At 64.6% G+C, this 26,715-nt stretch carries 25 protein-coding genes and 2 pseudogenes; 7 read left to right on the top strand and 20 right to left on the bottom strand.

Going from position 1 to position 26,715, the window contains the following annotated elements:
• Positions 1 to 37: 37 nt before the first annotated feature.
• The 3 genes from AC0L3C_RS19115 to AC0L3C_RS19105 all read right to left on the bottom strand — a co-directional run bounded on the left by AC0L3C_RS19115 (position 38) and on the right by AC0L3C_RS19105 (position 3,943).
• Positions 38 to 1,327 carry a M16 family metallopeptidase gene (locus AC0L3C_RS19115; RefSeq protein ID WP_473408694.1) on the bottom strand — a complete coding sequence of 430 codons (1,290 nt, stop codon included), beginning with the start codon at positions 1,325 to 1,327 and terminating at the stop codon, positions 38 to 40.
• Positions 1,324 to 2,742: a threonine synthase gene (gene thrC, locus AC0L3C_RS19110; protein ID WP_473261054.1), complete on the bottom strand. Its 1,419-nt coding sequence runs from the start codon at positions 2,740 to 2,742 to the stop codon at positions 1,324 to 1,326. Before thrC ends, AC0L3C_RS19115 begins: the two co-directional genes overlap by 4 nt.
• A 556-nt stretch (positions 2,743 to 3,298) precedes the next feature.
• Positions 3,299 to 3,943 carry a response regulator transcription factor gene (locus AC0L3C_RS19105; RefSeq protein ID WP_473261057.1) on the bottom strand — a complete coding sequence of 215 codons (645 nt, stop codon included), beginning with the start codon at positions 3,941 to 3,943 and terminating at the stop codon, positions 3,299 to 3,301.
• Between the two features lie 85 nt (positions 3,944 to 4,028).
• Between AC0L3C_RS19105 and AC0L3C_RS19100 the strand changes: the two genes are divergently transcribed.
• Entirely contained in the window at positions 4,029 to 5,369 is a 1,341-nt protein-coding gene (locus AC0L3C_RS19100) for a histidine kinase (protein WP_473408745.1), read from the top strand.
• Between the two features lie 94 nt (positions 5,370 to 5,463).
• Here AC0L3C_RS19100 and AC0L3C_RS19095 read toward each other — a convergent pair whose 3' ends face one another.
• The 9 genes from AC0L3C_RS19095 to coxB all read right to left on the bottom strand — a co-directional run bounded on the left by AC0L3C_RS19095 (position 5,464) and on the right by coxB (position 12,553).
• On the bottom strand, positions 5,464 to 5,829 hold the full coding sequence (locus tag AC0L3C_RS19095; protein WP_473261059.1) for a nuclear transport factor 2 family protein: 366 nt from the start codon (positions 5,827 to 5,829) through the stop codon (positions 5,464 to 5,466).
• A gap of 113 nt (positions 5,830 to 5,942) precedes the next feature.
• Positions 5,943 to 6,695 (bottom strand): SURF1 family protein, encoded by a 753-nt coding sequence (locus AC0L3C_RS19090; RefSeq protein WP_473408693.1) that lies wholly within the window; start codon positions 6,693 to 6,695, stop codon positions 5,943 to 5,945.
• Complete coding sequence (locus tag AC0L3C_RS19085) at positions 6,692 to 7,093, bottom strand: DUF983 domain-containing protein (RefSeq protein ID WP_473283157.1); 402 nt, start codon at positions 7,091 to 7,093, stop codon at positions 6,692 to 6,694. Before AC0L3C_RS19085 ends, AC0L3C_RS19090 begins: the two co-directional genes overlap by 4 nt.
• Positions 7,094 to 7,190: 97 nt before the next feature.
• The gene (locus tag AC0L3C_RS19080; protein ID WP_007599437.1) at positions 7,191 to 8,087 is read right to left on the bottom strand and encodes a cytochrome c oxidase subunit 3; all 897 of its coding nucleotides are present in this window, start codon (positions 8,085 to 8,087) and stop codon (positions 7,191 to 7,193) included.
• A 78-nt stretch (positions 8,088 to 8,165) separates the two neighbouring features.
• Positions 8,166 to 8,816 carry a cytochrome c oxidase assembly protein gene (locus AC0L3C_RS19075; protein WP_473261067.1) on the bottom strand — a complete coding sequence of 217 codons (651 nt, stop codon included), beginning with the start codon at positions 8,814 to 8,816 and terminating at the stop codon, positions 8,166 to 8,168.
• A 5-nt stretch (positions 8,817 to 8,821) separates the two neighbouring features.
• The gene (locus AC0L3C_RS19070; protein WP_007599435.1) at positions 8,822 to 8,998 is read right to left on the bottom strand and encodes a hypothetical protein; all 177 of its coding nucleotides are present in this window, start codon (positions 8,996 to 8,998) and stop codon (positions 8,822 to 8,824) included.
• Positions 8,995 to 9,939: a heme o synthase gene (locus tag AC0L3C_RS19065; RefSeq protein WP_473261069.1), complete on the bottom strand. Its 945-nt coding sequence runs from the start codon at positions 9,937 to 9,939 to the stop codon at positions 8,995 to 8,997. The genes AC0L3C_RS19070 and AC0L3C_RS19065 overlap by 4 nt, the downstream gene beginning before the upstream one ends.
• Before the next feature lie 60 nt (positions 9,940 to 9,999).
• Complete coding sequence (gene ctaD / locus AC0L3C_RS19060) at positions 10,000 to 11,625, bottom strand: cytochrome c oxidase subunit I (RefSeq protein WP_007605061.1); 1,626 nt, start codon at positions 11,623 to 11,625, stop codon at positions 10,000 to 10,002.
• An 88-nt stretch (positions 11,626 to 11,713) separates the two neighbouring features.
• A complete protein-coding gene (coxB, locus tag AC0L3C_RS19055; protein WP_473261071.1) occupies positions 11,714 to 12,553 on the bottom strand; it encodes a cytochrome c oxidase subunit II in 840 nt (279 codons plus the stop codon).
• Between the two features lie 448 nt (positions 12,554 to 13,001).
• Between coxB and AC0L3C_RS19050 the strand changes: the two genes are divergently transcribed.
• The 4 genes from AC0L3C_RS19050 to AC0L3C_RS19035 all read left to right on the top strand — a co-directional run bounded on the left by AC0L3C_RS19050 (position 13,002) and on the right by AC0L3C_RS19035 (position 16,473).
• Positions 13,002 to 13,547: an invasion associated locus B family protein gene (locus tag AC0L3C_RS19050; RefSeq protein WP_473261073.1), complete on the top strand. Its 546-nt coding sequence runs from the start codon at positions 13,002 to 13,004 to the stop codon at positions 13,545 to 13,547.
• A 114-nt stretch (positions 13,548 to 13,661) separates the two neighbouring features.
• Positions 13,662 to 15,089: a metalloprotease TldD gene (tldD, locus tag AC0L3C_RS19045; RefSeq protein WP_473283159.1), complete on the top strand. Its 1,428-nt coding sequence runs from the start codon at positions 13,662 to 13,664 to the stop codon at positions 15,087 to 15,089.
• Complete coding sequence (gene lepB / locus AC0L3C_RS19040) at positions 15,086 to 15,862, top strand: signal peptidase I (RefSeq protein WP_027515268.1); 777 nt, start codon at positions 15,086 to 15,088, stop codon at positions 15,860 to 15,862. The genes tldD and lepB overlap by 4 nt, the downstream gene beginning before the upstream one ends.
• A gap of 53 nt (positions 15,863 to 15,915) precedes the next feature.
• On the top strand, positions 15,916 to 16,473 hold the full coding sequence (locus tag AC0L3C_RS19035; protein ID WP_473408744.1) for a nucleotidyltransferase family protein: 558 nt from the start codon (positions 15,916 to 15,918) through the stop codon (positions 16,471 to 16,473).
• Between the two features lie 41 nt (positions 16,474 to 16,514).
• Here the strand turns inward: AC0L3C_RS19035 and AC0L3C_RS19030 are convergent, their stop codons facing one another.
• The 3 genes from AC0L3C_RS19030 to AC0L3C_RS19020 form a co-directional block, all read right to left on the bottom strand.
• Positions 16,515 to 17,099 (bottom strand): PAN domain-containing protein, encoded by a 585-nt coding sequence (locus AC0L3C_RS19030; RefSeq protein WP_473261083.1) that lies wholly within the window; start codon positions 17,097 to 17,099, stop codon positions 16,515 to 16,517.
• A 111-nt stretch (positions 17,100 to 17,210) separates the two neighbouring features.
• Complete coding sequence (locus AC0L3C_RS19025) at positions 17,211 to 18,581, bottom strand: glutamate--cysteine ligase (protein WP_473408692.1); 1,371 nt, start codon at positions 18,579 to 18,581, stop codon at positions 17,211 to 17,213.
• A 99-nt stretch (positions 18,582 to 18,680) separates the two neighbouring features.
• Complete coding sequence (locus AC0L3C_RS19020; protein ID WP_007599417.1) at positions 18,681 to 19,175, bottom strand: MarR family winged helix-turn-helix transcriptional regulator; 495 nt, start codon at positions 19,173 to 19,175, stop codon at positions 18,681 to 18,683.
• A 126-nt stretch (positions 19,176 to 19,301) separates the two neighbouring features.
• Between AC0L3C_RS19020 and gstA the strand changes: the two genes are divergently transcribed.
• The gene (gstA, locus tag AC0L3C_RS19015; protein ID WP_473408691.1) at positions 19,302 to 19,916 is read left to right on the top strand and encodes a glutathione transferase GstA; all 615 of its coding nucleotides are present in this window, start codon (positions 19,302 to 19,304) and stop codon (positions 19,914 to 19,916) included.
• Positions 19,917 to 19,986: 70 nt separating this feature from the next.
• On the opposite strand, the pseudogene AC0L3C_RS19010 reads toward gstA, so the two are convergent.
• The 5 genes and pseudogenes from AC0L3C_RS19010 to AC0L3C_RS18990 form a co-directional block, all read right to left on the bottom strand.
• Positions 19,987 to 21,723: pseudogene (locus AC0L3C_RS19010) on the bottom strand (FAD-dependent oxidoreductase); the annotation flags it as partial.
• 186 nt (positions 21,724 to 21,909) lie between these two features.
• Positions 21,910 to 22,386: pseudogene (locus AC0L3C_RS19005) on the bottom strand (enoyl-CoA hydratase/isomerase family protein); the annotation flags it as partial.
• 18 nt (positions 22,387 to 22,404) lie between these two features.
• On the bottom strand, positions 22,405 to 23,613 hold the full coding sequence (locus tag AC0L3C_RS19000) for an acetyl-CoA C-acetyltransferase (protein WP_473408690.1): 1,209 nt from the start codon (positions 23,611 to 23,613) through the stop codon (positions 22,405 to 22,407).
• Positions 23,614 to 23,681: 68 nt separating this feature from the next.
• The gene (locus tag AC0L3C_RS18995) at positions 23,682 to 25,472 is read right to left on the bottom strand and encodes an acyl-CoA dehydrogenase C-terminal domain-containing protein (protein WP_473261094.1); all 1,791 of its coding nucleotides are present in this window, start codon (positions 25,470 to 25,472) and stop codon (positions 23,682 to 23,684) included.
• A gap of 38 nt (positions 25,473 to 25,510) precedes the next feature.
• Positions 25,511 to 25,897 carry a nuclear transport factor 2-like protein gene (locus AC0L3C_RS18990; protein ID WP_473261097.1) on the bottom strand — a complete coding sequence of 129 codons (387 nt, stop codon included), beginning with the start codon at positions 25,895 to 25,897 and terminating at the stop codon, positions 25,511 to 25,513.
• Between the two features lie 215 nt (positions 25,898 to 26,112).
• On the opposite strand from AC0L3C_RS18990, the gene AC0L3C_RS18985 reads away from it, so the two are divergent.
• On the top strand, positions 26,113 to 26,703 hold the full coding sequence (locus tag AC0L3C_RS18985; protein ID WP_007605045.1) for a PadR family transcriptional regulator: 591 nt from the start codon (positions 26,113 to 26,115) through the stop codon (positions 26,701 to 26,703).
• The last annotated feature ends 12 nt before the right edge of the window (positions 26,704 to 26,715 follow it).

The raw sequence follows: 26,715 nt of genomic DNA, 5'->3' as shown, positions 1-26,715 counted from the left end.
ATGCTTCCCGGGGACGGATCAACCCGTGCGCGGCTCCCTAATGCAGCCGCGCCTTGGCGCGTGCCCGGGTCAATCCTTCCGCAAAAGACACCGCCGTGTCCAGACCCCTGCCACTGCCCAATGCGACAACCGCAGGGCGGCTACGCGAAAGCAGCGCACGCGCCGCATCCCGGGTCGATTCGACGCTGACGGCGTCGATCCGGGCCACCAGCTCCTCGGCGGTCTGGGGCCGGCCATAGGCCAGCACATGCCGGGCGAGCTGCTCGGCACGAGAGGAGCAGCTCTCCAGCGCCATCAGCAGCCCCGCCTTCATCTGCGCCTTGGCCCGCGCGATCTCGACCTCGGTCAGGGTCTCGACCGAATCATTCATGATGTCGACCACGACCTCCATCATCTCGGGCGCATCGGCCGGATCGGTGCCGGTGTAGAGGCCGAAGAAGCCGGTGTCGGAATAGGGGGCATGGAACGAGTAGATCGAGTAACAGAGGCCGCGCTTCTCGCGCACCTCCTGGAACAGCCGCGACGACATCCCGCCGCCGAGGATGTTGGTGAAGACCTGGAGCGAGAACAGCGACAGATCGGTCTGCGGCACGCCCTCCAGCGCTAGCGTCAGATGCGCCTGCTCGAGTTCGCGATGCACCACCTTGGTGCCGCCCTTGCCGAACTGCGCGGCTTGCGGCTTGGGACCCGCCGTCCCCTCAAAACTGGCAAAGCGCTGCTCGACCTCAGCGACCACCTGCTTGTGATCGACCGCCCCGGCTGCCGCGACCACCATGTCCGGCCCGCGGTAATGCGTCGACAGATAGTCGCGCAGCGAGTCACGGCTGAAGGCACGCAAGGTCTTCGCAGTGCCGAGCAGCGAGCGCCCCATCGGCTGATCGGGATAGCAGAGCTCGTTGAGATGCTCGAACACGACGTCGTCAGGCGTGTCCTGCGCCGCGCCGATCTCCTGCACGATGACATTCTTCTCGCGCTCCAGCTCGTCGGGCTCGAAGGCCGGATTGGCCAGGATGTCGGCGAGCACGTCGAGCGCGAGCGGCACGTCAGCCTTCAGCACCCGTGCATAATAGGACGTGGTCTCGGTCGAGGTGCCGGCGTTGAGGTCGCCGCCGACCGCCTCGATCTCCTCGACGATCTCGCGCGAGGAGCGCTTCGTCGTGCCCTTGAACGCCATATGTTCCAGAAGATGAGAGATGCCGTGCTCATTGGGCTTCTCGTCGCGCCCGCCGACGCCGGCCCAGACGCCGAGCGCCGCGGTCTCGAGATGGGGCATCTTGTCGGTGACGACGGTCAGGCCGGACGCAAGCTTGGAAATCTCGACGCTCATCCGGCAACTCCCTGTTTCGCGGCGCGGCTGACCGACAGCACGAACCGCTCGACCTCGGCCTGGTCGTTCTTCATCACCTTCATGTGTTCGGATTTGGTCATCAGGCCATCGAGCCAGGCCGGCAGTTGCGGCCGCTGGCCGCAGGCGGCTTCGACCGCATCGGGGAATTTGGCCGGATGGGCGGTGGACAGCACGATGCTGGGAACCGTCCTGTCCGTGGTGTCGCGGTCGGCGACCGCAAGCGCGACCGCTGTGTGAGGATCGACCAGTTCGCCCGCCTCGCGCCAGGCGGCGCGGATCGCGGCCGCGGTCTCGGTCTCGTCGGCGCGGCCTGCGTCGAACCCCTCGCGGATCGCGGCCAGCGTCGCATCGGGCAGCACGAAGCGGCCGGACTGCTTCAGCGAATCCATCAGACGGCGCACGCCGGCGGCATCGCGCCCGCCGGCCTCGAACAGCAGCCGCTCGAAATTCGAGGAGATCTGGATGTCCATCGACGGCGACGCCGTCGCGTGGACCTCGCGCACCTCGTAGATCCCGGTCTTCAGCGTGCGCGCCAGGATGTCGTTGACGTTAGCGGCGATGCCCAGGGTCCGCACCGGAAGACCCATGCGCTTGGCGACATAGCCGGCGAAGATGTCGCCGAAATTGCCGGTCGGCACGACGAAGTCCACCGCGCGCGCGGGTGCACCGGCGGCAACGGCGGAGGTGAAATAGTAGACCACTTGGGCGACGATCCGCGCCCAATTGATGGAATTGACGCCGGACAGCGACGTCGCATCGCGGAAGCGATGGTTGTTGAACATTGCCTTCACGAGGGCCTGGCAATCGTCGAAATTGCCCTCGACGGCGAGCGCATGGACGTTGGCCGCGCCCGTCGTCGTCATCATCCGCCGCTGCACCTCGGAGATGCGGCCATGCGGGAACAGCACGATGAGATCGACATTTTCGAGCCCTGCGAACGCGTCGACTGCAGCACCGCCGGTGTCGCCCGATGTCGCGACCACGATGGTGGTTCGCTGGCCGCGCTTGGCGAGCACGTGGTCCATCAGCCGCGAGATCAGCTGCATCGCCACGTCCTTGAAAGCGAGCGTCGGACCGTGGAACAGCTCCAGCACGAACTGGTGCGGCGCCATCTGGCGCAGCGGCACCACCGCCGGATGGCGGAAAGTGGCGTAGGCCTCGTTCGCCATGCGGCCGAGCTCGGCGTCCGAGATCTCGCCGGCGACGAAGGGGCGGATCACCTCGACCGCGACCTCCCAATAGGGGCGACCGAAGAAGCCGGCGATGGCGTCAGGCGAGAGTTGCGGCCAGGTGGCCGGCACATACAGGCCGCCGTCGCGGGCGAGCCCGGTCAGCATCACATCGCAGAAGCCGAGTTCGGGGGCCTCGCCCCGGGTCGAGATATAACGAGTCAAACTGCCCTCCAAAGGCCGGCCGAGCCTGGGCTCGATCCGCAAGCCTTTGATTTTACGAAATTACTTGTTAACAGCCAGAGGCTTTGAGCCACCATAAAGTGTTTTGCGGCATCAGGAAACCGCTTCGCGGCTGGGGCCATCCAAGGAAAAAGGCTGCCAACGAAAAGGGCTGCGGCAATGCCGCAGCCCTCTCTTGGAAGGTCTGTCGTTGTGTGCAGACCGGTTTGGCCTCTTGGGGTCACCGACCCGCAAAAACCGTTCGCGCAAGCTTTCGTCGGCTGTCACGACATCGTCAAGGGACAAAACGGGATGTGTGAGAAAATGTTCCTGTTTTTCCCGACGCGTTTCGGCGCGGGCAAGCGTTCGCCAGCGGCGCTGCGTCACGCATTGCCATTATATCCCAAGCGACAGGACAGTTCGGGAACGAACGTCGGTTGGGCCCATTGTGTCGGCGGATGGTATCGGCGCTATCCATGCATTGCCCGGCTGAGCGCCGAGACCGGTCCGCCCGCCGAACCGGCAGCATCCTGGAGCAGCCGGTTCGGCGCCCCGGGCGTCAGTTCATCCCGATTTCCACCGCGATCCGGATCAGGTCGGAATGGTTCTTGGCACCGAGCTTCTGCTTGAGCAGGGAGGTGGTGTTGGCGACGGTCTTGTAGGAGATACCGAGTGCCTCGGCGACCTCGACGATCTTGTCGCCTCGACCCAGCAGGCGAAGAATCTCGAGCTCCCGCGGCGTCATCTGCGAGGCAGGATTGGCCTTGATCGCCGCGCCGGAAAACGTCACGGCTTCCGCGAGCTGCGGTGAGATGAAATTGTCGCCCGCAACCACCTTGCGCACCGCCTTGAGCAGGATCCGGGGATCGTCGCCCTTGGAGACGTAGCCCTGCGCCCCAAGCTCGACCGCCCGCACCACGAAGGCCGGATCGTCATTCATGCTGAACATGATGATCTTGGCGTCGGGATCGTCCTTGCGAATGCGCCGCATCAGTTCAAAGCCGGAGACGTCGGGCAGGCTGATGTCGATCACAGTGACGTCGGGGCGCTTGGTGACATAGGCGCGATGCCCGGATTTGGCGTCGGTCGCCTCGTCGATCCGGATCGAATGGTCGGAGGCGAACAGGGTGCGGCAACCGGACAGCACCACGGGATGGTCGTCGACAATCAGGACTCGGGTCGCCGGCTTGGCAGTATCTTGCATTGTAACTCTCTAGTTTTTCGACTCATAAACCGACGGGAACAAATGGAAAGAGCAAAATCCCCTGATGCGCGTTAGAATTGACCTAATGTGGCACCGCTTCTCGTTCAGGACCCAACTATTTCTGCCACTCGGCTTGAGCTTCCTCGCCGCGCTGATCATGAGCGGCGTGCTGCTCCAAACCTTCGCCACCGACCAATTGGCGGACGAGAACGAGCCGGGGCGGCGTTCGATCCAGACCCTTGCCGCCGCGCTCAACAACACCCTGCGCACCTCAAACAATCCGCGGCAGACGCTGGACGCCTTTGTCCATTCTCTGGACACCTCCTCCGATATCCAATTCCGTGCCGTAGAGACGGGTCCAGCTTCCTCGGCGAGGGGCGGCCTGCGCAAGCCGCATGGCGTACCACAATGGTTTGTCGACCTGCTCGCTATTCCGGACGTGAACGCGGCAGCTCCGGTGACGATCGACGGCCAGCGTGTCGGCGATCTCGTCTTCCTGCCGGACCTGTCGGCCGACCTGTTCGAGAAGTGGATCGGCTTTCTCGCACTGACCATCCTCGTTGCCGTGCTGATGGTGCTCACCGGCACCATTGCGTATGTTTTCGCGGGATCGGCCCTGCGCCCGCTGCAAGATCTCGGCGAAGGACTCTCGCGGATGCGGAGCGGCCACTATGCAACGCCCATCCCGGTCGGAGGACCGCCGGAAATCCGGCAAAGCTGTGAAGAGGCCAATGCGCTGGCCGAAACGCTGGCGCAATTGAGCCAAGATAATCGCGACCTGCTGCACCGCCTGGTGTCGCTCCAGGACGACGAGCGGCGCGATCTCGCGCGCGAACTGCACGACGAACTCGGTCCGCTGCTGTTCAGCATCCGCGCCGGCACGATCGCATTGGCCGACGCCTCGCCTCCTGCGGGAAATCCCGGCAGTTCGGCACAGGAGGTGTTGCAATCGGTCGAGGCGCTCCAGCAGACCAACCGCCGCATCCTCGACCGGTTGCGACCGCTCTATATCGAGGAATTGGGTCTGGATACCAGCGTGCAGACGCTGCTCCGGAATTTTCGCAAGCAGGCGCCGTCCATTGACCTGACGGACACGATCGATCCGGATCTCAACGCGATCGACGGGCCGCTGGCTCAGACCGTCTATCGCGTGATTCAGGAGGCGCTGACCAACGTGCTGCGTCATGCCGGTGCCAGCAATGCCCATGTGCAGGCGACCGTCGCCGGCGACACGGTCGCCATCGAGATTTCCGACGACGGCGGCGGCTTTCCCGAAGGCAATGTGTTCGGCCGCGGCCTGACCGGCATGCATGAGCGCGTGCGCGCACTCAGCGGATCGCTGTCACTGCTGCGCGTGGACGACAGGACCTATGTGCGCTGCCGCCTTCCCGCCGGACCGGCACGCGAGGCGCCGGTCAACGATTAGAACGTCTTCGAGCGAAGTGGATACCGGTTCGCGTGAAGAAAAGGAGTCAAAACAGAATCCAGAGTTCGGTTCTGATTTAATGAGAACCGAAACTCTAGCACGCACAGCCAAGCTGCGCGTTCTGTCGCGCCGGCTCGCACAACGTGGTGCGGATCTTGCCGTCGGGACTGAAACAAAACGAGGCGCGGATGCGTAGCGCGCCGGCGACGGAATATTCGACATCGACGCCGTGGGGCGCAGGGTGGATTTCCTCCAACCCGAAACCGGCCGACGAGAAGGCGCTGAGACGCGGCTGCCAATAGGCTTCGAGCTCGCTCCGGCCCCGATAGTGCTGCGTGCCGTTGCACGTGCATTCGACCTCGGCATCGTCCGCGTAGAGATCGAGGAGCGTCGCGAGGTCGCCCTTCCTGCAGGCATCCACCCAGTCGACGACAATTCCCATCTGGTCGAAATCGCTCACGCTGCAATCCTGTCTGCCGCGGAAAAACGATGGCGGCTTAGGACCACACTCGTGAATGTCTGCTGAATGGTAAACCCCGGGCGATACCGGGTTCCCTGGAGGGATTGCGCAGTTCAGCCCCGCCGCCGCCCTCTTGCCCACACGGCGAAGGCGATGAGCACGGCGCCTGCAAGCGTGAACCAGGTGATGGCGTATTGCAGGTGATCGTCCTTGAGATGCACGTCGAGCGGTCCCGGCCGCGGAATGCCGTTCTCGGGGGCGGGCTGCTCGAGGTCGACATAGAACGGCCCAACCGCGCCCCAGCCCAGCGCGCTCGCGATCGCCACGTGATCGCGCACGAACCACAGCCGTTTGTCGCGGTTCGCCGCCGGGGTCAGCCAGCCAGGTGGCTCCGGGAAGCGCAGATAGCCGGTGAATGAGACCACCTGGCCCGTGACGAGCTTCTTGACCGCGCGATCCTCGACGCTGCGATCCTGCATGGTGTTTTCGACGAAGCCCGCATCGATGACCACCGTCTCTCCGCCCGGCAGCCGCGCCGGCAGGAACGCCCAGGTGCCGGGGCCTGACGCATCCTTGCGTACGGCGGATCCGGGGGAATAGACCATCGCATCGGGTAACGGCGCATAGGTCGCGGTAAAGCTGACACGGCGGAATTCATCGCGCGCGGGACTTAGCGCGGCCCATCGTGCCGGCGGCGGCAGAGCGACCGGTGCTTCCGCGAGGCGCTCGGTGAGGGCGGCGATCAGCTCATGCTTGGCGAGGCGGCGCTGCAATTGCCAGACACCGAGCACGACGCAGACCGCAGTCAGGAACAGCGTGAACAGCGCGAAGCCGGCCACGCGAGGCTTGCGCGCGGTCTCGTTCATTTCGCGCGGTCGACCAGCCGGCCCGGCGCCGCCTTATGGTGGAATTGCAGCGCGATCAGCAGCGACTTCATCGCGCGCAACGGCAGCAGAGTCGTCGCGAGAATCAGCGGCAGCCACAGCACCGCGTGCAGCCAGTACGGCGGCTGGTACTTGACCTCGACGACGAGCGCGCAGCCGACCACGATCGCGCCGGCCAGCATGATGATGAAGATCGCCGGACCGTCACCGGAATCGATGAAGGCGTAGTCGAGGCCGCAACGCTCGCAGGACGGCGCTAGCGTCAGGAAGCCCGCATAGAGCTTGCCCTGGCCGCAGCGCGGGCATTTGCAGGCAAGCCCGCGCAGCGCGCTTTGCAGGACGGTGACTTGCGGCTCGGACGTATCGCTGGCTTCGTTCATGGTCAAAGGGTCTATCACAGTTTCTGCCGAAACCCTGCGCGCAGAAAGCAAAAGGGCGGCCCCGGGGCCGCCCTTTCTCGATCCGATGTCAGCCCGCTTAATGCGCGCCGTGGGCCATGGTCTCGGCACCGTGTCCCCAGACATAGATGCAGAGGAACAGGAACAGCCAGACCACGTCGACGAAGTGCCAGTACCAGGCGGCGAACTCGAAGCCGAGATGCTGGGTCGGCGTGAAGTGGCCGGCATAGGCGCGGAACAGGCACACCAGCAGGAAGATGGTGCCGACCAGCACATGAAAACCGTGGAAGCCGGTCGCCATGAAGAAGGTTGCGCCGTAGACGTTGCCGCCGAAGGAGAATGCCGCGTGGCTGTACTCATAGGCCTGCACGCAGGTGAAGAGCGCGCCGAGCACGACGGTGAGGATCAGGCCATATTTCAGGCCCTGGCGATCGTTCTCGAGCAGCGCATGGTGGGCCCAGGTCACCGTGGTGCCGGAGGTGAGCAGGATCAGCGTGTTCAGGAGCGGCAGATGCCAGGGATCGAAGGTCTCGATGCCGTGCGGCGGCCAGGTGCCCGGCACGGCGCAGGCGCCGGCCGCGGTCCCGAGACCACAGCCGAACACCGCATCGCGGGTGGCGTGGACGGCGTCGGCCGGGAATAGCGCCGCATTGAAATAGGCCCAGAACCAGGCGACGAAGAACATCACCTCCGAGGCGATGAACAGGATCATGCCGTAGCGGTGATGCAGCTGCACGACGCGGGTGTGGTCGCCCTTGTACTGGGCTTCCCTGATCACGTCGCCCCACCAGCTCGCCATGGTGTAGAGCACGCCGACGGTGCCGACACCGAAGATGATCGGCGCGGCCGAGAACATGTGGTGCATCCAGGTGATCGCGCCGACCGCCATGATGAAGGCAGAGATGGAGCCGACGACGGGCCATGGCGAGGGATCGACCAGGTGGTAGTCGTGATGCTTGGTGTGCGCCGTTGCCATTTGCGGTCTCGCTCCTCAATCCCGTGCCTGTCAGGCACTTATCCCCTTATGTCCAACCCCGGCGCGTGAGCCCGGAGATCAGAGATTTCCCTTGCGTTTGTCGTCTTCGCTGGCCGCGAGCGGCTTCACCACCGGATCCTTCACCGGATAGAACGTGTAGGACAGCGTGATCGTGTTGAGACCGTCGTTGTCGTGGTCGTCGGCAATCGACGGATCGACGTAGAACACGACCGGCATCTCGCGCTTCTCGCCGGGCGCCATGGTCTGCTCGGTGAAACAGAAGCAGTTGATCTTCTGGAAATAGGATCCGACCGTCAGCGGCGCGACATTGTAGGCGGCCTGGCCTGCGGTGGTCCGCGCGGCCTGGTTCGTCACCGTGTAGAAGACGGTCACGACTTGGCCGATATTGACCTCGATCTCGCTCTGCTCGGGTTCGAACTTCCAGGGCAGGCCGGGCGCGACGTTGGAATCGAAGCGCACCGCGATCTTCCGTGCGATCGGGCCGCTGGCCGGCGCCGACGTCGCGACCTGGGTCGTGCCGTTGAAGCCCGTGGCGCGGCAGAACCAGTTGTAGAACGGCACCGCCGCGTAGGAGGCGCCGACCATCAGCGCGACCACGCCGCCGCAGATCGAGGCGACCACCACGTCGCGGCCAAGCCCCTTGGCAGGCCTGCGCCCCTTGGTGGCCGTCCGGCTCTGATCCTGCGATATGGTCGGCTTCTGATCCATGTTTCCTACATCGGCCGGACGAGCACGGCCGGTCCTTTGACCATGGTCACGGCGAAGAACAGCACCACGAGCACGCCGAGCGCGAGTGCGATCGCGATCGAGCGCTGACGACGGCTCTTCTTCTGCGCCTCGGTGAGGACGATTCCATCTATCTCGGGTTTGTCGGCCATCCCTGCGATCATGCGCTCCCTACCATCGGCGCGAGCGCCCGGAACACGACCTCGGCCAGCAAGGTCGCAAACAGCGCAAACAGATAGAGGATGGAGAATGCAAACAGCTTGCGGGTCGCCCGCAGCGACTGGCTGCGCTCGCGACGCACATAGACGTTGACGGCGAACGCCAGCATGCCGGCGCCGAGGATCAGAGAGACGATGCCGTAGATGGCGTCGAAATAGCCGAGCGCCCAGGGCGCAGCAGCGACCGCGATCAGCACAATGGTGTAGAGCAGGATTTGAAGCCGGGTCGCGTCGGGGCCGGCGACGTTGGGCAGCATCGGGATGCCGGCGCGCGCGTAATCGTCGGACCGGAACAGCGCCAGCGCCCAGAAGTGCGGCGGCGTCCAGAAGAAGATAATGGCGAACAGCAGCAGCGGCTCGACGTCGACCGTGCCTGTGACCGCGGCCCAGGCGACCACCGGCGGCAGCGCGCCGGCGGCACCGCCGATCACGATGTTCTGCGCGGTCCAGCGCTTCAGGCCGATCGTGTAGATCACGACGTAGAAGAAGATGGTGAAGGCGAGCAGCGCGCCCGCGATCCAGTTGACGAGGATGCCAAGCGTCATCACCGAGAAGAAGGCGAGCGTCATGCCGAAGGTCATCGCCTCGGGACGGGTGATGCGGCCGCGTGGAATGGGGCGGTTCGCCGTGCGCGACATCTTGGCGTCGATGTCGCCTTCCAGCGCCATGTTGAGCGCGCCGGACGCGCCGGCGCCGACCGCGATGCAGAGCAGCGAGGTGATGGCCAGCACCGGGTGGAAATGCCCGGGCGCCATCGCCATTCCGACCAGCGCGGTGAAGATCACCAGCGACATCACCCGCGGCTTCAGGAGCGCGATGTAATCGCCAACCTCCGCTTCGGAGATGCGGGGATTGATGTCGATGGCGTTGTGGTCGAGGACGGACACTAGACTGACTCGCTTGGTTGTCGAGCCGCGGCGCCCGTCACGGGCGCCGCGAGCATTGGCTTACTGCACGCGGGGCAGCACTTCGAACTGGTGGAAGGGCGGCGGCGAGGGCAGCGTCCATTCCAGCGTGGTCGCACCTGCACCCCACGGATTGTCGCCAGCCGGCACCTTCTTCGCGAAGGCGTCGATCACGCAGTAGAGGAAGATCAGCACGCCGAAGCCGGAGATGTAAGAGCCGACCGACGAGACCAGGTTCCAGCCCGCGAACGCGTCGGGATAATCGACATAGCGGCGCGGCATGCCCGAGAGGCCGAGGAAGTGCTGCGGGAAGAACACCAGGTTCACGCCGATGAAGGTGACCCAGAAGTGCGCCTTGGCGAGCCCTTCATTGTACATGTAGCCCGACATCTTCGGGAACCAGTAGTACCAGCCGGCGAAGATCCCGAACACCGCACCGAGCGACAGCACGTAGTGGAAGTGCGCGACGACGTAGTAGGTCTCCTGGAGCACGCGATCGACGCCGGCATTCGCCAGCACCACGCCGGTGACGCCGCCGACGGTGAACAGGAAGATGAATCCCACCGCCCAGATCATCGGCGCACGGAACTCGATCGAGCCGCCCCACATCGTGGCGATCCACGAGAAGATCTTCACGCCGGTCGGGACCGCGATGACCATCGTGGCGGCGACGAAATAGGCCTGCGTCGCCGACGACATGCCGACCGTGTACATATGGTGCGCCCACACCACGAAGCCGATGCCGCCGATCGCGACCATGGCGTAGGCCATGCCGAGATAGCCGAACACGGGCTTGCGCGAGAAGGTCGAGACGATCTGGCTGACCATGCCGAAGGCGGGCAGGATCAGGATGTACACTTCGGGGTGACCGAAGAACCAGAACAGATGCTGGAACAGCACGGGATCGCCGCCGCCTTCGGGGTTGAAGAACGTCGTGCCGAAATTGCGGTCGGTGAGCAGCATCGTGATCGCACCGGCGAGCACCGGCAGCGACAACAGCAGCAGGAACACCGTCACCAGGATCGACCACACGAACAGCGGCATCTTGTGCAGGGTCATGCCCGGCGCGCGCATGTTGAAGATGGTGGTGATGAAGTTGATGGCGCCGAGGATCGAGGAGGCGCCCGCCAGATGCAGCGACAGGATCGCGAAGTCGACGGCCGGGCCCGGATGGCCCGAGCTCGACAGCGGCGCGTACATGGTCCAGCCGGCGCCGACGCCGTTGGCGCCCGGCTCACCCTCGACGAAGGTCGACATCAGCAGCAGCGCGAACGACGCCGGCAGCAGCCAGAACGAGATGTTGTTCATGCGCGGGAACGCCATGTCGGGCGCGCCGATCATCAGCGGCACGAACCAGTTGCCGAAGCCGCCGATCATCGCAGGCATGACCATGAAGAAGATCATGATCAGGCCATGGGAGGTCACGAACACATTGTAGGTGTGCGTCTCGTGGAAGATCTGCACGCCCGGATACATCAGCTCGGCGCGGATCGCGATCGACATCGCGGCGCCGATGACGCCGGCGATGACCGCGAAAATCAGGTACATCGTGCCGATGTCCTTGTGGTTGGTCGAATAGACGTAGCGCCGCCATCCGGTCGGATGGGCGTGCTCGTCATGTCCGTGGTCTTGCGCGTGATCGCCGTGTGCCGCTGCGCTCGTTGCCATTTTCTAATCCTGCCTTGCGTCCCGATCGGACCTCTGGAGGTCCCGCCCTTATGTCGCTTTCAGTTTCCTCGAGCCGTTCGCCCGGCGCTCACTGCGTCGGGCCGGCCGTGGAGGCGTAGGTGCTGGTGCCGCCGCTCGCGTACTTCTTCTTCGCGGTCTCGACCCAGGAGGCGAACTCCTGGTCGCTCACCACGCGGATGGCGATCGGCATGAAGGCGTGGTCCTTGCCGCACAATTCCGAGCACTGGCCGTAGAACATGCCGGTCTTGGTGGCCTTGAACCAGGTCTCGTTGAGCCGGCCCGGAATGGCGTCGATCTTGACGCCGAAGGACGGCAGCGCAAAGGCATGAATCACGTCGGCCCCGGTCACCTGAACCCGAACCACCTTGTTGACGGGCACCACCATCTCGTTGTCGACGCCGAGCAGACGGGGCTGCTTGTCCTGGGCCATCAGCGAGTCGAACTCGAACTTGCCGTTATCCGGATAGGCGTAGGACCAGTACCACTGCTTGCCGGTCGCCTTGATGGTCAGATCCGCCTTCGGCACGTCGAGTTCGAGGAACAGGAGGCGGAACGACGGCACCGAGATACCGACCAGAATCAGCACCGGAACGAGCGTCCACGCCACCTCGATCAGCGTGTTGTGCGTGGTCCGCGACGGCACCGGATTGGCTCTCGCGTTGAATTTGACGACCACGATCACGAGCAGCGCCAGAACGAACAGCGTGATCAGCGTGATCAGCACGAACAGGAAATTGTGGAACCAGACGATGTTGTCCATCACCGGGGAAGCGGACTGCTGAAGCGTCCACTCCCACGCAGCCGGTTGCCCGAGCTCGGCAAATGCCGCACCGCCCGTCGCCAGCGTCAGACCCGCTACGGCCAATCCCAGCAAGTGCCGGCCCACCGGGCCCATCGACATCTTCATGCCGTTCGCGCTCCCCTAACGAAATCACCCCAAGTGCATTCCCCTATTTTCGGGAAACGCTTTATTCGATCCCCCCGTCTGACAAACCGCCGCGCAAGAATACCTCTAAGAGGAATTGGGGCCAGATCGCTAGAACGCCGAAATCAAGCCTCTCAAACCATAATTCTTGATCTATCGCAATGCAGTCTTGAGCCTCGTCTGTCAGCCATCACCCGCAAGATATTTCCTAGTAACATCAGACAAAAATACCATTTCCCGGGATGCTGCCGCTTGACAGCGGAATTGCCCGCGGTAGGCACTGGCGGACAGCCGCACAGGAACCTGATTCGTGCGGGCGACGGCGGCCGTGGCGGCGTGGAATTTGCTTGCGAATCGCCTTCAAGACGCCGTCATTCCCGTATCAGTCCGCCTGACGCGAGCGACCCAGGCGAGCAGAGGGACCGACCCGATGGGGTTTTCGAGATCCATGGCAAGGCGGGCTAAAAGCCAGGCTGGCGGCCTCACGATGCTGGCTGCCGTGCTGGCGGCGGTCGTCGCCCTGGCGCTTCCGGGCCTCGCCCATGCGCAGGGCGCGGTGCGCTCCGTCCATGGCGACTGGCAGATCCGCTGCGACACCCCGCCGGGCGCCCAGTCCGAGCAATGCGCCCTGATCCAGAGCGTGGTGGCCGAAGACCGCTCCAACGCCGGCCTGACCGTGATCGTCCTCAAGACCGCCGACCAGAAAAGCCGCCTGATGCGGGTCGTCGCCCCTCTCGGCGTTCTCCTGCCCTCCGGCCTCGGTCTCAAGCTCGACAACCAGGATGTCGGCCGGGCCGGCTTTGTCCGCTGCCTGCCCAATGGCTGTGTCGCCGAGGTCGTCATGGACGACAAGCTGCTCGGCCAGCTCCGCACCGCCAAGACCGCGACCTTCATCATCTTCGAGACCCCGGAAGAAGGCATCGGCTTCCCGCTCAGCCTGAATGGGCTCGGCGAGGGATATGACAAACTGCCGTAGGGCGAAGGACGGTCCCGCGAATCCTATTGTTTCCGTAATGTGAGACTTGGCGCCCTCGCGGAACTGCCGGAAAACCATTATCTTGCCTCACATCCCCCGATAATGGACGGACGCATGACCAACCCTGCCACAACCTCCCTGCTCGACCGCGCCAATCTCGACCGCGACCAGGTTCGCAACGAGCTCGCGCGCGGGCTTGCCGGTGCCGACGACGGCGAATTGTTCCTGGAATACAGCCAGACCGAAGCGCTGATGTTCGACAATGGACGGCTGAAGCAGGCGACCTACGACACCTCGCAGGGTTTTGGGCTGCGCGCCGTCAAGGACGATGCTGTCGGCTACGCGCATTCCTCCGACGTGTCGCTGCCGGCGCTGATTCGTGCCGCGGACGCGGTCGCGGCCGTGCGCGGCGGCTATTCCGGCAGTTTCGCCGCGCCTCCAGCGCATACCAACGTGCGGCTTTACAGTGACGACAATCCGCTCGATGCCCCCGGCTTCGAGACCAAGGTCAAACTGCTCGCCGAGATCGACGCCTATCTGCGCGACAAGGATCCGCGGGTGCGGCAGGTCAGTGTCAGCCTGGGCGCGACCTGGCAGGTGGTCGAGATCCTGCGGCCCGACGGCGAGAGCTATCGCGACATCCGCCCGCTCGTGCGCGTCAACGTCTCCGTCGTCGCCGGTCAGGGCGACCGCCAGGAGAGCGGCAGCAAGGGCTATGGCGGCCGCGCCGGCTACGCCGAATTCATCGAAAGCAAGAATTGGCGCGACGCCGCCGACGGCGCGCTGCGCGAGGCCCTTGTCAATCTGGAATCGATTCCCGCTCCCGCCGGCGAGATGGACGTCGTGCTCGGGGCCGGCTGGCCCGGCGTGATGCTGCATGAGGCGGTCGGCCACGGCCTCGAAGGCGACTTCAACCGCAAGAAGACGTCGGCGTTTGCCGGCCTGATGGGCCAGCAGGTCGCGGCCAAGGGCGTGACCGTGGTCGACGACGGCACCCTTGCCTCGCGCCGCGGCTCGCTGTCGATCGACGACGAGGGCACGCCGACCAACCGCACCGTGCTGATCGAGGACGGCGTCCTGGTCGGCTACATGCAGGACCGTCAGAACGCGCGCCTGATGAACATGAAGCCGACCGGCAACGGCCGCCGCCAGGGCTATGCCCATGTGCCGATGCCGCGCATGACCAACACCTACATGCTCGCGGGCGACCGCGATCCGGCCGAGATCCTGGCGTCGGTGAAGAACGGCGTCTTCGCCGCGAATTTCGGCGGCGGCCAGGTCGACATCACCTCGGGCAAATACGTGTTTCAGTGCACCGAGGCCTACAAGATCGAGAACGGCAAGATCGGTGCGCCCTTGAAGGGCGCCATGCTGATCGGCAACGGGCCGACCGATTTGCATCGCATCCGCATGATCGGCAACGACCTCGCGCTCGATACCGGCATCGGCACCTGCGGCAAGAACGGTCAGGGCGTGCCGGTCGGCGTCGGCCAGCCGTCGCTGTTGATGGAACGCATTACGGTGGGTGGAACAGGCGGATGAGTGTCGAAAAGATAACTGTCACCACCAAACGGAAGAGCAGCGGTTGGGCCGGCCAGCTGGTGCAGCTCGCCGGCATCGTCGCGGCGGTGTTCATCGCCAAGGGTGCGCTGGCCGAGCCGTTCTACGTGCCGTCGGGCTCGATGGAGCCGACGCTGTTGATCGGCGACGCCTTGATCGCCTCGAAATTCCCCTACGGCTACGGCACCTCGTCGCTGCCGATCCAGATCAACCTGCCTGAGAGCGGCCGCGTGTTCGCGGAGACGCCGAAGCAGGGCGACGTCGTGGTCTTCCGCTGGCCCGGCGACCGCTCGCAGGCCTGGGTCAAGCGCGTCGTGGGTCTGCCCGGCGACCGCATCCAGCTGCGCCAGGGCCAGCTCTTCGTCAACGACCGCCCCGCCGAACTGAAGCCGGACGGCGTTGGCGCCGCCGAGGACGACAATGGCGGCAGCGAACCCGCCTATCGCTATGTCGAGACGCTGCCGAACGGCGTCTCGCATCTGATCTTCAAGATGCGCGACAACGGTCCGCTCGACAACACGCAGGAAGTGACGGTGCCGGCAGGCCATCTCTTCGTGCTCGGCGACAACCGCGACAACTCCGCCGACAGCCGCGTGCCCTTGCGCTCCGGCGGCGTCGGCATGCTGCCGATCGACAATCTGGTCGGCCGCGCGGATGCCGTGCTCGGATCCTGGGATCTCGGCATCCGGGGCCAGCCGGTGTGGACCTGGCTGTCCGGATTTCGCATGGCGCGGTTTTTCACCGCCGTGCATTGAAGGCCGAATGTCTTCACCCCTCTCCTGCACGCGGGAAAGGGAGCGCAACAGTGATGGTCCGCGACGAATTTCTGGCTCTCGCCCTGCGAAATCCGTTCAACGCAGCGATCCTCGGTGAAGTCCATCGCCGCGCGCTGCCGGATGCGTGGCTCGTCGCGGGCTGCCTGGTGCAGACGGTGTGGAACGTGCTCACTGGCCGACCGATCGATCACGGCATCGCCGATTACGACGTGTTCTATTTCGATTCCGACACCTCATGGGAGGCGGAAGACGCGGTGATCCGCAAGCTGCACGCGCAGCTCGGCGCCAAGGTCGAAATCCGCAACCAGGCGCGCGTGCACCTTTGGTATCCCGGCAAGCACGGTCTGCCCTATCCGCCCCTGATGCGCGCGACCGACGGTATCGACCGTTTCCTCACGGAGAATACGCAGGTGGGCATTCGCCCCGCCGGTGGGGATTTCGACGTCTACGCGCCGCACGGGTTCGACGACGTCGCGAAGCTGATCGTGCGCCCCAATCGGGCGCCGAATTTTTCCGCCGCCAGTTATGCGGCGAAGGCGGCACGCTGGAAGACGCTGTGGCCCGAGATCACGGTGATCGCGGCGCATTGAAGCGGGCCAAACAAGCGTGCCTCACCCCTCGTGGAATCTCTTTACCGCACCACGCCCGACGTGAACCCTGCCTTCCGCCGCGGCGGCTTGATTTCCTTTTTCAGGAAACAGCGCGCTTCGCGTCCGGTGTAGCCGGGGCGGGCATAGGTGAAGGCGCGGCATTTGTTGTCGGCGGTGCAGGCGGCCTTGCAGGCTTCTTCGCCTTCGCCGTCCTTCATCTCGAAATTGCGCAAATCGCCGCCGGGGCGGTCGATCGAGGTCTCCACGCCTTCGACACGCGGCTCGATCACGCCAGCGCCGCGCACACCGGAGATGCAGCAGCTTCCCGGCACGCGCGCAGGCACCGTGTTCTTCAGCCAGCACACGGCCGAGCCGCCTTCGACGTCAGGATAGCTGAAGCTCCACGAGCGGCAACGGCGGTCGCGCTCGCACAGCAGCGCGCAATCCTCCGGATCGCCCGACGTGACGGGGGTGCTGAAATAGTCTCCGCCGGGCCGATCAAACGCCGTCTGGGCACGCGCAGGCCAGCTCGCAAACACGAGCGAAAGCAGCGCGGCGCAGGCCACGACGCTTGCCAGCACGCTTGCTAGGACCCTTGCCATGACGGCCAGGCGGCCCTTCCCCATCGGAACAGCTTTCGAGTTATTGACGACGCTCGGGTTTTTCAGCCGGCCATTTGATCGCCGCAAACCTGTACGGGCGATGAACGGCTCGGGTCCCGATCGCTGGCCTTGTGTCTAGAAGGCGTATTCCGCGTAGGCTGGTTCCACCGAGCCGTTCCAGGGACCCTTGAACTTGTCGAGCATCTCCTCAGCCGGCGTGCGGCCGGAATCGATGATGCGATCGAGCGGCTCCAGATGCCGCGTCTCGTCGCGGCCGAGCTGGTCGATCCGGCCGCGCCGGCGCAAGCCGGCATGTGCCAGAACGAGGCACTCCTTGGCGATCTCGAACAGATAGCGGTCCTTGATCCGCGACTTGAAACCGAAGCGCGGCACGTCGTCGCGCAGGGCCTGACGCTCATGCGCAGTCCAGTGCTTCACAAGGTCCCAGGCGGCATCCAGCGACACATCGTCGTAGAGCAGCCCGGCCCAGAACGCCGATAGCGCCGGCAGTCGGCCCCACGGGCCACCATCGGAGCCGCGCATCTCGAGATAGCGCTTGAGCCGTACCTCCGGGAAGATCGTCGAAAGATGGTTGGCCCAATCCGACAGCGTCGGACGTTCCCCGGGCAAATTGTTGTTGCGGCCATCGAAGAAGGCGCGGAACGAGGAGCCCGAGACGTCGATGTAGTCCTCGTCGCGCTTGACGAAATACATGGGCACGTCGAGCGCGTAGTCGACATAGCGCTCGAAGCCCATACCGTCCTCGAATGCCCACGGCATCATGCCGGCGCGCGCGTTGTCGGTGTCGCGCCAGATCTCGGATCGGAAGGACAGGAAGCCGTTCGGCTTGCCCTCGGTGAACGGCGAATTGGCGAACAAGGCGGTTGCGGCTGGCTGGAGCGCAAGCGAGACACGCAGCTTCTTCACCATGTCGGCTTCGGAGGAGAAGTCGAGATTGGTCTGTACGGTGCAGGTCCGGTACATCATGTCGAGGCCGTACTGGCCGACCTTCGGCATGTAATTGGTCATGATCTTGTAGCGGCCCTTGGGCATCACCGGGATGTCGGCGCGCGACCAGGACGGCGTCATGCCGAGCCCGAGAAAGCCGATGCCGAGCGGCGTTGCGATCTCGCGCACCTGCGCCAGATGCGCCATCAGCTCGCTCTGGGTCTGGTGCACGTTCTCGACGGGGGCGCCCGAAAGCTCGAACTGCCCGCCGGGCTCCAGCGAGATCGCCCCGCCGCCGGTGACGTCGTAGAGGCCGATGATGTTGCCCTTCTCCATGATCGGCTCCCAGCCGAGCAGGAGCTTCATGCCTTCGAGCAGCGCGCCGATACCGCGCGGGCCTTCGTAGGGCACCGGGCGGTGGCCTTCGAGCGTGAACGGCGTCTTCTCATGCTCGGTGCCCATGCGGAATTCGGACGGGTCCTTGCAGCCTTCCTCGAACCACTTGACGAGCTCGTCACGCGATTGCAACGGCGTCATATCGATCTGGTCTCGCGCCATATCAGACTCTAATCAAAAGCGCTTCGATCGAACGCGCGTGGGTGACAGGGATGGTCCGCGCAGCCACCGGCTGCACGGACGAGCTGGTTTGCCGCGCGATCATCGCAACGGCGTGGTTTCGTTGACGTGGGCAGGCGGCAGTTTCATCTCGCCGCACGAGCAGCCCAGACGGTCGAGCAGACCGCTGAGCTTCACGGCATCCGCATCGGACAGTTTCGAACCGACATATTTCTCGATCGCGGCCGAATAGGCGCCCCACATCCGCTTCTGCAATTCGCGGCCGGCTTCGGTGATCTCCACGAACTGGCCGCGCTTGTCGATCTTGCATTCGCGCCGCGAGGCGAGGCCTTCGTCCACCAGCCGGTCGATCAGCCGCGATGTCGAATATTGCGGGATCAGCATCTGCCGTTCGAGCTCGACCGGTCGGAGCTCGCCCGAGGGCGCCCGTGACAGTTCGAGCAGCGCGTCATACCATGCCAGCGGCGGGAAGCCGGCCTTCTTCAGGTCCTGCTCGACGCAATTGAGCACACGGCTCTGCACCCGCATCAAGCGGATCCAGGCGGAAGTCGCCTCGGTCGATGGTTTGCGTTTCATGGTCCCGCTCAAGCTCGTCGCCCGTCTCTTACCCTATTCGATGCACCTGCATCAATCTTGACTATTTCAAGCAGATGCATGTAGTCGTTCTTTCGCCTGAACCAAGCAACAAGAGGAGGAAATTCCATGAAATTGTACTATTCGCCCGGTGCCTGCTCGCTATCCCCCCATATCGCGCTCCTGGAAGCCGGCCTGCCTTATGAACTGGTCAAGGTCGATATCCGGGCCAAGAAGCTCGAAAACGGTGAGGATTATCTGAAGCTGAACCCCAAGGGCCAGGTCCCTGCGCTGGGCCTCGATAGCGGAGAGATCGTGACCGAAGGCCCGGTGATTGTCCAGATGATCGCCGATCAGGCCTCAGCCAAGGCGCTGGCGCCGGGGCACGGCAGCTCCGAGCGCTACAAGCTGCTCGAATGGCTGAACTTCCTCACCTCGGAGGTCCACAAGAGCTTCGGCCCGATGTTCGCGCCGACGCTGAACGATGAGGCCAAGGCCTTCTTCAAGGACCGCGTCATGGGCAAGCTGAAATACATCGACAGTCAGCTCGCCGGCCGCGACTACCTCATGGGCAAGCAGTTCACGGTGGCTGACGGTTATCTCTTCACGATGCTGACCTGGGCCGACCGGATGAAGTTCGACCTCTCGGCGATGCCGAACCTTGCCGCGTACAAGACCCGCGTCGCGGCGCGGCCGCAGGTGCAGGAGGCGATGAAGAAGGAAGGACTGATTCAGGCGACCTGAGGCGCACGTGCGAAAGGCCGGATCGAAATCCGGCCTTTCGTCTTTTTCATCTTGGCCCCGGTTCAGAGAATCACGCCGCCGCCTTGTTCGGAGCGAAGCGGCCGTAGAAGGTTTCTCCCTTCGCGGCCATCTCCTCGAGGAGTTTCGGCGGGGTGAAGCGCGAGCCGTATTTCGCTTCCAGCTTGTGGCAAAGCTCGACGAACTTCTTCGTACCCATGAAGTCGATGTAGGACAGCGTGCCACCGGTGAACGGCGCAAAGCCGAAGCCGAGAATCGAGCCGACATCCGCTTCGCGCGGATCGGTGATGACGTGGTCCTCCACCGTGCGCGCGGCCTCCACCGCCTGCACCACCAGGAAGCGCTGCTTCAACTCCTCGACGTCGAGGGTATCAGGATCGAGCTGCTTGGGCTGCAGCGCGGACAAGCCCGGCCACAGGCTCTTCTGACCCTTGCCCTTCTCGGGGTAGTCGTAGAAGCCTTTGCTGTTCTTGCGGCCCAGGCGGCCCTGCTTCTCGACCATTTCCACCATCAGCTTCTTCTGATCAGGATTGATGGCGTTGGGGCCGAGGTCGGCTTCCGTCGCCTTCATGATCTTGAGCCCGAGGTCGAGCGCGACCTCGTCCGACAGCGAGAGTGGGCCGACCGGCATGCCGGCCATCTTCGCGCAGTTCTCGATCATCGCGGGCGGCACGCCCTCGAGGAACATCTCGTTGCCTTCGGCGACGTAGCGGCCGACGCAGCGATTGGCGAAGAAGCCTCTGGAGTCGTTGACGACGATCGGCGTCTTGCCGATCTGCCGGACGTAGTCGAGCGCGGTCGCGATCGCGAGATCGCCGGTGTTCTTGCCCTGGATGATCTCGACCAGCATCATCTTCTCGACCGGCGAGAAGAAGTGGATGCCGACGAACCTGCCCTGGTCCTTGAAGGATTCCGCCAGCGAGGTGATCGGAAGCGTCGAGGTGTTGGACGCGAAGATCACGTCCGGCTTCATATGCTCCTGCGCCTTGGCGAAGGTATCGGCCTTGACCTTGCGGTCCTCGAACACGGCTTCGATGACGAGATCGACGTCCTTCAACGCGGAATAGTCCGCGGTCGGCGTGATGCGCGCGAGCAGGGCTTCTGCGTCGCCGGGCTTGGCGCGGCCCTTCTTGATCTGCTCCTCGATCACCTTTTGCGCATGCGCCTTGCCCTTGTCGGCGCTCTCCTGGTCGCGATCGATCAGGACGACGTCGAGGCCGGCGCGCGCCGAGACATAGCCGACGCTCGCGCCCATGAAGCCGGCGCCAATCACGGCGATCTTCTTCACCTTGGTCGGCGGCACGTCCTTCGGACGACGCGCACCCTTGTTGAGCTCCTGCATCGACAGGAACAGGCTGCGGATCATCGCGGCCGCTTCCTTCGAGCGCAGCACCGAGGTGAAGTAGCGCGACTCCACCCGCAATGCGGCGTCGATCGGCAACTGCAAGCCCTCGTAGACGCAGCTCATGATCGCGCGCGCAGCCGGATAATTGTCGTAGGTCTCGCGGCGATAGATCGCATTGCCGGCCGGGAACATCATCATGCCGGCCTTGGAGAACACCGGGCCGCCTGGCAGCTTGAAGCCCTTCTCGTCCCAGGGCGCAACAGCCTTGCCGCCGCCCTTGATCCAGTCCTTTGCCGCCTTGATCAGATCGGCGGCGGGGACGACGGCGTGAATCAGATTCAGCGCCTTGGCTTTCTCGACCGTAACCGGATCGCCCTTGAGCAGGATCGTCATCGCGTCCTGCGGCGGCACCAGGCGCGGGCCCCGCGGCGTGCCGCCCGCGCCCCGGGACACGCCGGCCGTTACCTCGGGGGGGGCGGGGGGGGGCTTGGGGTTGGACCCCCCCCCGCGGGAGTGGGCACCCCCCCGGGTGGCCGCACCCCCCCCCCCCGCGCCCCCCCCCCCCCCCCCCCCCCCCCCGCCCGCCCCCCCCCGGCCGCGCGGCCGGCGGCCCCCCCCCCCCCCGGCGCCCGGGAACAGGCCGACCTTGACCTCGGGGAGGCCGAGGCGCGTCTTGGGATTCTCCGCCGCCACGCGGTAGTGGCAACACAGCGTGATCTCGAAACCGCCGCCAAGCGCGAGGCCGTTGATCGCCGCCGCCCACGGCTTGCCGGAGGTCTCGATGGAGCGCAGCACCTGTGAGAAGCGCCGGCTCTGCTCGAACAGCATCTGGTTCGCCGCGGTCTCGCCCTGCTCCTTGAAGACCTTTGCGTAGGCCTGGTTCATGCCTTCGAGCATGGAAAGATCGGCACCCGCGCAGAACGCTTCCTTGGCGGAGGTGATGACGACGCCCTTCACCGCGGCGTCGGCCGTGGTCGCCTTGACGATCGCGTCGAGTTCGCTGGTCGAGGTCTCGTCGAGCACGTTCATCGAACGGCCCGGAATGTCCCAGGTGACGAGCGCGATGCCGTCGGAATCGGTCTCAACCTTGAAGTTCTTGTAAGCCATGCTGGTTGTTCCCTACCCTTAGACGCGTTCGATGATTGTGGCCGTGCCCATGCCGCCGCCGATGCACAGCGTCACCAGTGCGGTCGCCTTGTTGGTTCGCTCGAGCTCGTCGAGCACGGTGCCGAGGATCATCGCACCGGTGGCGCCGAGCGGATGGCCGAGCGCGATCGCACCGCCATTGACGTTGATCTTGGCGTTGTCGATGTCGAAGGCCTGGATGTAGCGCAGCACGACGGAGGCGAAGGCCTCATTGAGCTCGAACAGGTCGATGTCCGACTTCTTCATGCCGGAGCGCGCGAACAGCTTTTCGGTGACATCGACCGGGCCGGTCAGCATCATCGCGGGCTCAGAGCCGATATTAGCGAATGCACGGATCTTGGCGCGCGGCTTCAGGCCGTACTTGCCGCCGGCTTCCTTGCTGCCGAGCAGAACGGCGCCGGCACCATCGACGATGCCCGACGAATTGCCGGCGTGGTGCACGTAATTGACGCGTTCGATTTCCGGATGCGACTGCACCGCGACGCCATCGAAGCCGCCCATCTGCGCCATCATCGTGAACGCCGGCTGCAACTGAGCCAGCGACTGCATCGTCGTCGAAGGACGCATATGCTCGTCCTTGGCGAGGATGGTGAGGCCGTTGATGTCCTTCACCGGGACGACGGACTTGTCGAAGCGGCCTTCATCCCAGGACTTCGCCGCACGCTGCTGGCTCTGCACCGCATAGGCGTCGACGTCGTCACGCGAGAAGCCGTATTTGGTTGCGATCAGATCGGCCGAGACACCCTGCGGCATGAAATACGCCGGCACTGCCATTGACGGGTCCATCGGCCAGGCGCCGCCGGACGCACCGATGCCGACGCGGCTCATCGATTCGGCGCCGCCGCCGATCACCAGCTCGTGCTGGCCGCTCATCACCTGGGCTGCGGCAAAATTCACGGCATCGAGGCCGGAGGCGCAGAAGCGGCTGATCTGCACGCCCGGCACCGCTTCGCCCAAGCCCGCCTTCAGCGCGGCAAAGCGCGCGATGTCGGAGCCGGCTTCGCCGACGGGATCGACCACGCCGAGAATGACGTCATCGACGGAATCTTCCGGCAGGTTGTTGCGGTCCTTCAGCGCCTTCAGCGGCACGGTCGCGAGCGCGAGCGCGGTGACTTCGTGCAGCGCGCCGTCCGCCTTGCCGCGGCCGCGCGGGGTGCGGACGTGGTCGTAAATATAGGCATCTGCCATGGGAGCCTCCTGATTGCAGTTATTGGTCGCGACCGCCGCGCGGTCGCTATCATTGGTGGGCGGAATCTTCAGAACGCTTCCGCGGGCAGTTCCATGATGGTGGCGCAGCCGGCCTGGATGCGCGCGAGATTGGCGGCGGTCTCCGGCAGCATCCGCTCCATGAAGAAGCGGCCGGTGACGAGCTTGGTCGAGAGATAGGGAGTTGCCCCGCTCTCGGCAATCTTGGCTTGTGTCACTTTCGCCATCTTCGCCCACATGTAGCCGAGCGCGACGAAACCGAAGAGGTTCAGGTAATCGGTCGCGGCGGCACCGGCATTGTCGGGCTTGGCCATCGCGTTCTGCATCAGCCACGTCGTGGCCTGCTGGAGATGGCCGAGCGAAGCCGAGAGCGGGGTGATGAAGGGCTTCATCGCCTCGTCGCCGCCGTTCTCCTTGGCAAAGGCCATGACCTCGCCGAAGAACGCCATGATGGCGCGGCCGCCGTCGCGCGGCAGCTTGCGGCCGACGAGGTCGAGCGCCTGGATGCCGTTAGCGCCTTCGTAGATCATGGCGATGCGCGCATCGCGCACGAACTGCTCCATGCCCTGCTCGGCGATGTAGCCGTGGCCGCCATACATCTGCTGCGCCTGCACCGCGTTGGCGAAGCCGTAATCGGTGAGGAAGCCTTTCAGGACGGGCGTCATCAGGCCCATGTGATCGTCGGCGGCCTGGCGATCCTTGGGATCCTCGGAGCGATGGGCGACGTCGCTCTTCAGCGCGGTCCACATCACGAAGGCGCGCGCGGCCTCGTTGAAGGCGCGGATCGACAGCAGCGTGCGGCGCACGTCGGGATGAACGATGATCGGATCGGCCGGCTTGTCCGGCGCCTTGGCGCCGGTGAGCGAGCGGCCCTGGATGCGATCCCGGGCATAGGCGACCGCGTTCTGATAGGCCACTTCGGACTGCGCGAGACCCTGCACGGCGACGCCGAGGCGGGCCTCGTTCATCATCACGAACATGCCCTGCATGCCCTTGTTCTCTTCGCCGATCAGCCAGCCGACGGCGTTGTCGTAGTTCATCACGCAGGTGGAATTGCCGTGGATGCCCATCTTGTGCTCGATCGAGCCGCAGACCACGCCGTTGCGCTGCCCCACCGACCCATCGGCATTGACCAGGAATTTCGGCACCACGAACAGCGACACGCCCTTGATGCCGGCGGGCGCGCCCTCGATGCGGGCCAGCACGAGGTGGATGATGTTGGGCGCGAGGTCATGCTCGCCGGCCGAAATGAAGATCTTGGTGCCGGTGATCTTGAAGCTGCCGTCGGCCTGCCGCACCGCCTTGGTGCGGAGCATGCCGAGGTCGGTGCCGCAATGCGGCTCGGTCAGGTTCATGGTGCCGGTCCACTCGCCCGCCACCATCTTCGGCACGTAGGTCTGCTTCTGCTCCGGCGTGCCGTGGACGATCAACGCCGCAGTCGCGCCCATGGTGAGGCCGCCATACATCGAGAACGCCATGTTGGCGGAGATCTGGAATTCGTTGACGGCCTGGGAGAGCGTCACCGGCAGACCCTGGCCGCCGTACTCGGTCGGTGCCGACAGGCCGAGCCAGCCGCCCTCGGCGACCTGCTTGAACGCCTCCTTGAATCCCTTGGGCGTGGTGACGCTGCCGTCATCGGCGCGCCTGCAGCCTTCGAGATCGCCCACGCGGTTGAGCGGCTGCAGCACCTCTTCGGCAAGCTTGGCGGCTTCGCCGAGAATGGCTTCGCGCACGTCGCTCGACGCATCGGAGAAGCCGGCCAGATTGTCGTAGCGGTCGATCTGGAAGACGTCGTTGAGCAGGAAGTTCACGTCTTCGACGGGGGCTTTGTAGATCGGCATGGTGGTCTCCCGGCAGGCCTTGAAGCGATGATGCTGGCTTAGGATTGAGCGGCGGCGAGCTGTTCCGCCATCAGGCGATGCAGCATGTCGATGGCCTTGAGCGGCCGCACCATCACCTTGAAATGCGTGATGCGGCCCTCGCCGTCGAAGGTGATGATGTCGACGCCGTTGATCTCGATGCCGTCGATGATGGTCTTGAATTCGAGCACGGCGCCGCTCTCACTCTTCCATTCGCCGGCATAGCTGAAGCCGGCACCACCGAGCACCTTCTCGGCGCTGGCGAGATATTTGAAGGTGATGTCGCGGCCGCGCTGCGGCGCGTGCACGACGGGGCTTTCGAAGATTGCGTCGGGATGGAGCAGGTCCCAGAGCGCTGCCTGGTCATGCGACTTCATGTAGCCGTACCAGGACTCGAGGCCGGTCATTCAGGTGCCTCCCTAAAGGCAGTGCAACTTAAAGGCTTGGGCAAAAAACGCGAAAACAACCCCATGCACAGTAGCGCGAAGGTTGATTCCACTAGGATTTTCGGGGCGGTGTTTGCCCTCGTTCTTGGGTCGCCTCATATGCACATTGACGCATATGCGCCGATGCGCATAAAGTCAAGCCAATTGGTTAAGGTCGAGAACAGGAGGACCGGGTCATGGCTTTGGGCGACGCAATCCTCGCATGCCTGACGGAACGTCCGATGACGGGCTACGAGCTCGCCAAGACATTCGATTCCTCGATCGGCTTCTTCTGGAAGGCCGACCACCAGCAGATCTACCGCGAGCTCTCCAAGCTGCGTGACCGCGGCTACATCCAGGGCCGCGAGGTCGTGCAAACCGGCAAGCCCAATAAGCTGATCTATACGCTCACTCCGGAGGGCCGAACAGCGCTGCGGCACTGGGCCGCGCGGCCAAGCACGCCCCCTTCCATCAAGGACGACCTCCTGGTGCGGCTGCATGCGCTGGACAGCATCGGCCTCGAGCCCATGCGCACCGACCTGATGGCCCGGCTCGAGCACCACCGCGATCGCCACGAGAACTACGAGCGCATCCTGAAGAAGCGCTTTCCGGAAGGCGCGGCCTCCGGCGTGCTCGACCTCGGTAACCTGCTGCTGCTTCAGCTCGGCGCCCGGCACGAGCAGATGGTGGCCGATTTCTGCGAAGAGGCGCTCGAGGCGCTGTCGGCGATGAGCGCAAACGGCACCGTGGTGCCGCTGGAGGATGGCAAGCGGGAAGGCAAGGGCTGAGACCGCTGTCGG

The organism is Bradyrhizobium sp. WSM4872 (assembly GCF_055811715.1).
The sequence above is the reverse complement of the archived record's forward strand: the minus strand, read 5'-3'. Positions and strand labels throughout refer to the sequence as shown.

Bases quoted from the DNA above. Each gene is read 5' to 3' on its own strand.
- AC0L3C_RS19115 (WP_473408694.1), bottom strand. From the start codon at position 1,327: ATGAGCGTCGAGATTTCCAAGCTTGCGTCCGGCCTGACCGTCGTCACC.
- AC0L3C_RS19105 (WP_473261057.1), bottom strand. From the start codon at position 3,943: ATGCAAGATACTGCCAAGCCGGCGACCCGAGTCCTGATTGTCGACGAC.
- AC0L3C_RS19100 (WP_473408745.1), top strand. From the start codon at position 4,029: ATGTGGCACCGCTTCTCGTTCAGGACCCAACTATTTCTGCCACTCGGC.
- AC0L3C_RS19090 (WP_473408693.1), bottom strand. From the start codon at position 6,695: ATGAACGAGACCGCGCGCAAGCCTCGCGTGGCCGGCTTCGCGCTGTTC.
- AC0L3C_RS19085 (WP_473283157.1), bottom strand. From the start codon at position 7,093: ATGAACGAAGCCAGCGATACGTCCGAGCCGCAAGTCACCGTCCTGCAA.
- AC0L3C_RS19080 (WP_007599437.1), bottom strand. From the start codon at position 8,087: ATGGCAACGGCGCACACCAAGCATCACGACTACCACCTGGTCGATCCC.
- AC0L3C_RS19075 (WP_473261067.1), bottom strand. From the start codon at position 8,816: ATGGATCAGAAGCCGACCATATCGCAGGATCAGAGCCGGACGGCCACC.
- AC0L3C_RS19070 (WP_007599435.1), bottom strand. From the start codon at position 8,998: ATGATCGCAGGGATGGCCGACAAACCCGAGATAGATGGAATCGTCCTC.
- ctaD (WP_007605061.1), bottom strand. From the start codon at position 11,625: ATGGCAACGAGCGCAGCGGCACACGGCGATCACGCGCAAGACCACGGA.
- coxB (WP_473261071.1), bottom strand. From the start codon at position 12,553: ATGAAGATGTCGATGGGCCCGGTGGGCCGGCACTTGCTGGGATTGGCC.
- AC0L3C_RS19050 (WP_473261073.1), top strand. From the start codon at position 13,002: ATGGGGTTTTCGAGATCCATGGCAAGGCGGGCTAAAAGCCAGGCTGGC.
- tldD (WP_473283159.1), top strand. From the start codon at position 13,662: ATGACCAACCCTGCCACAACCTCCCTGCTCGACCGCGCCAATCTCGAC.
- lepB (WP_027515268.1), top strand. From the start codon at position 15,086: ATGAGTGTCGAAAAGATAACTGTCACCACCAAACGGAAGAGCAGCGGT.
- AC0L3C_RS19035 (WP_473408744.1), top strand. From the start codon at position 15,916: ATGGTCCGCGACGAATTTCTGGCTCTCGCCCTGCGAAATCCGTTCAAC.
- AC0L3C_RS19030 (WP_473261083.1), bottom strand. From the start codon at position 17,099: ATGGGGAAGGGCCGCCTGGCCGTCATGGCAAGGGTCCTAGCAAGCGTG.
- AC0L3C_RS19025 (WP_473408692.1), bottom strand. From the start codon at position 18,581: ATGGCGCGAGACCAGATCGATATGACGCCGTTGCAATCGCGTGACGAG.
- AC0L3C_RS19020 (WP_007599417.1), bottom strand. From the start codon at position 19,175: ATGAAACGCAAACCATCGACCGAGGCGACTTCCGCCTGGATCCGCTTG.
- gstA (WP_473408691.1), top strand. From the start codon at position 19,302: ATGAAATTGTACTATTCGCCCGGTGCCTGCTCGCTATCCCCCCATATC.
- AC0L3C_RS19000 (WP_473408690.1), bottom strand. From the start codon at position 23,613: ATGGCAGATGCCTATATTTACGACCACGTCCGCACCCCGCGCGGCCGC.
- AC0L3C_RS18995 (WP_473261094.1), bottom strand. From the start codon at position 25,472: ATGCCGATCTACAAAGCCCCCGTCGAAGACGTGAACTTCCTGCTCAAC.
- AC0L3C_RS18990 (WP_473261097.1), bottom strand. From the start codon at position 25,897: ATGACCGGCCTCGAGTCCTGGTACGGCTACATGAAGTCGCATGACCAG.
- AC0L3C_RS18985 (WP_007605045.1), top strand. From the start codon at position 26,113: ATGGCTTTGGGCGACGCAATCCTCGCATGCCTGACGGAACGTCCGATG.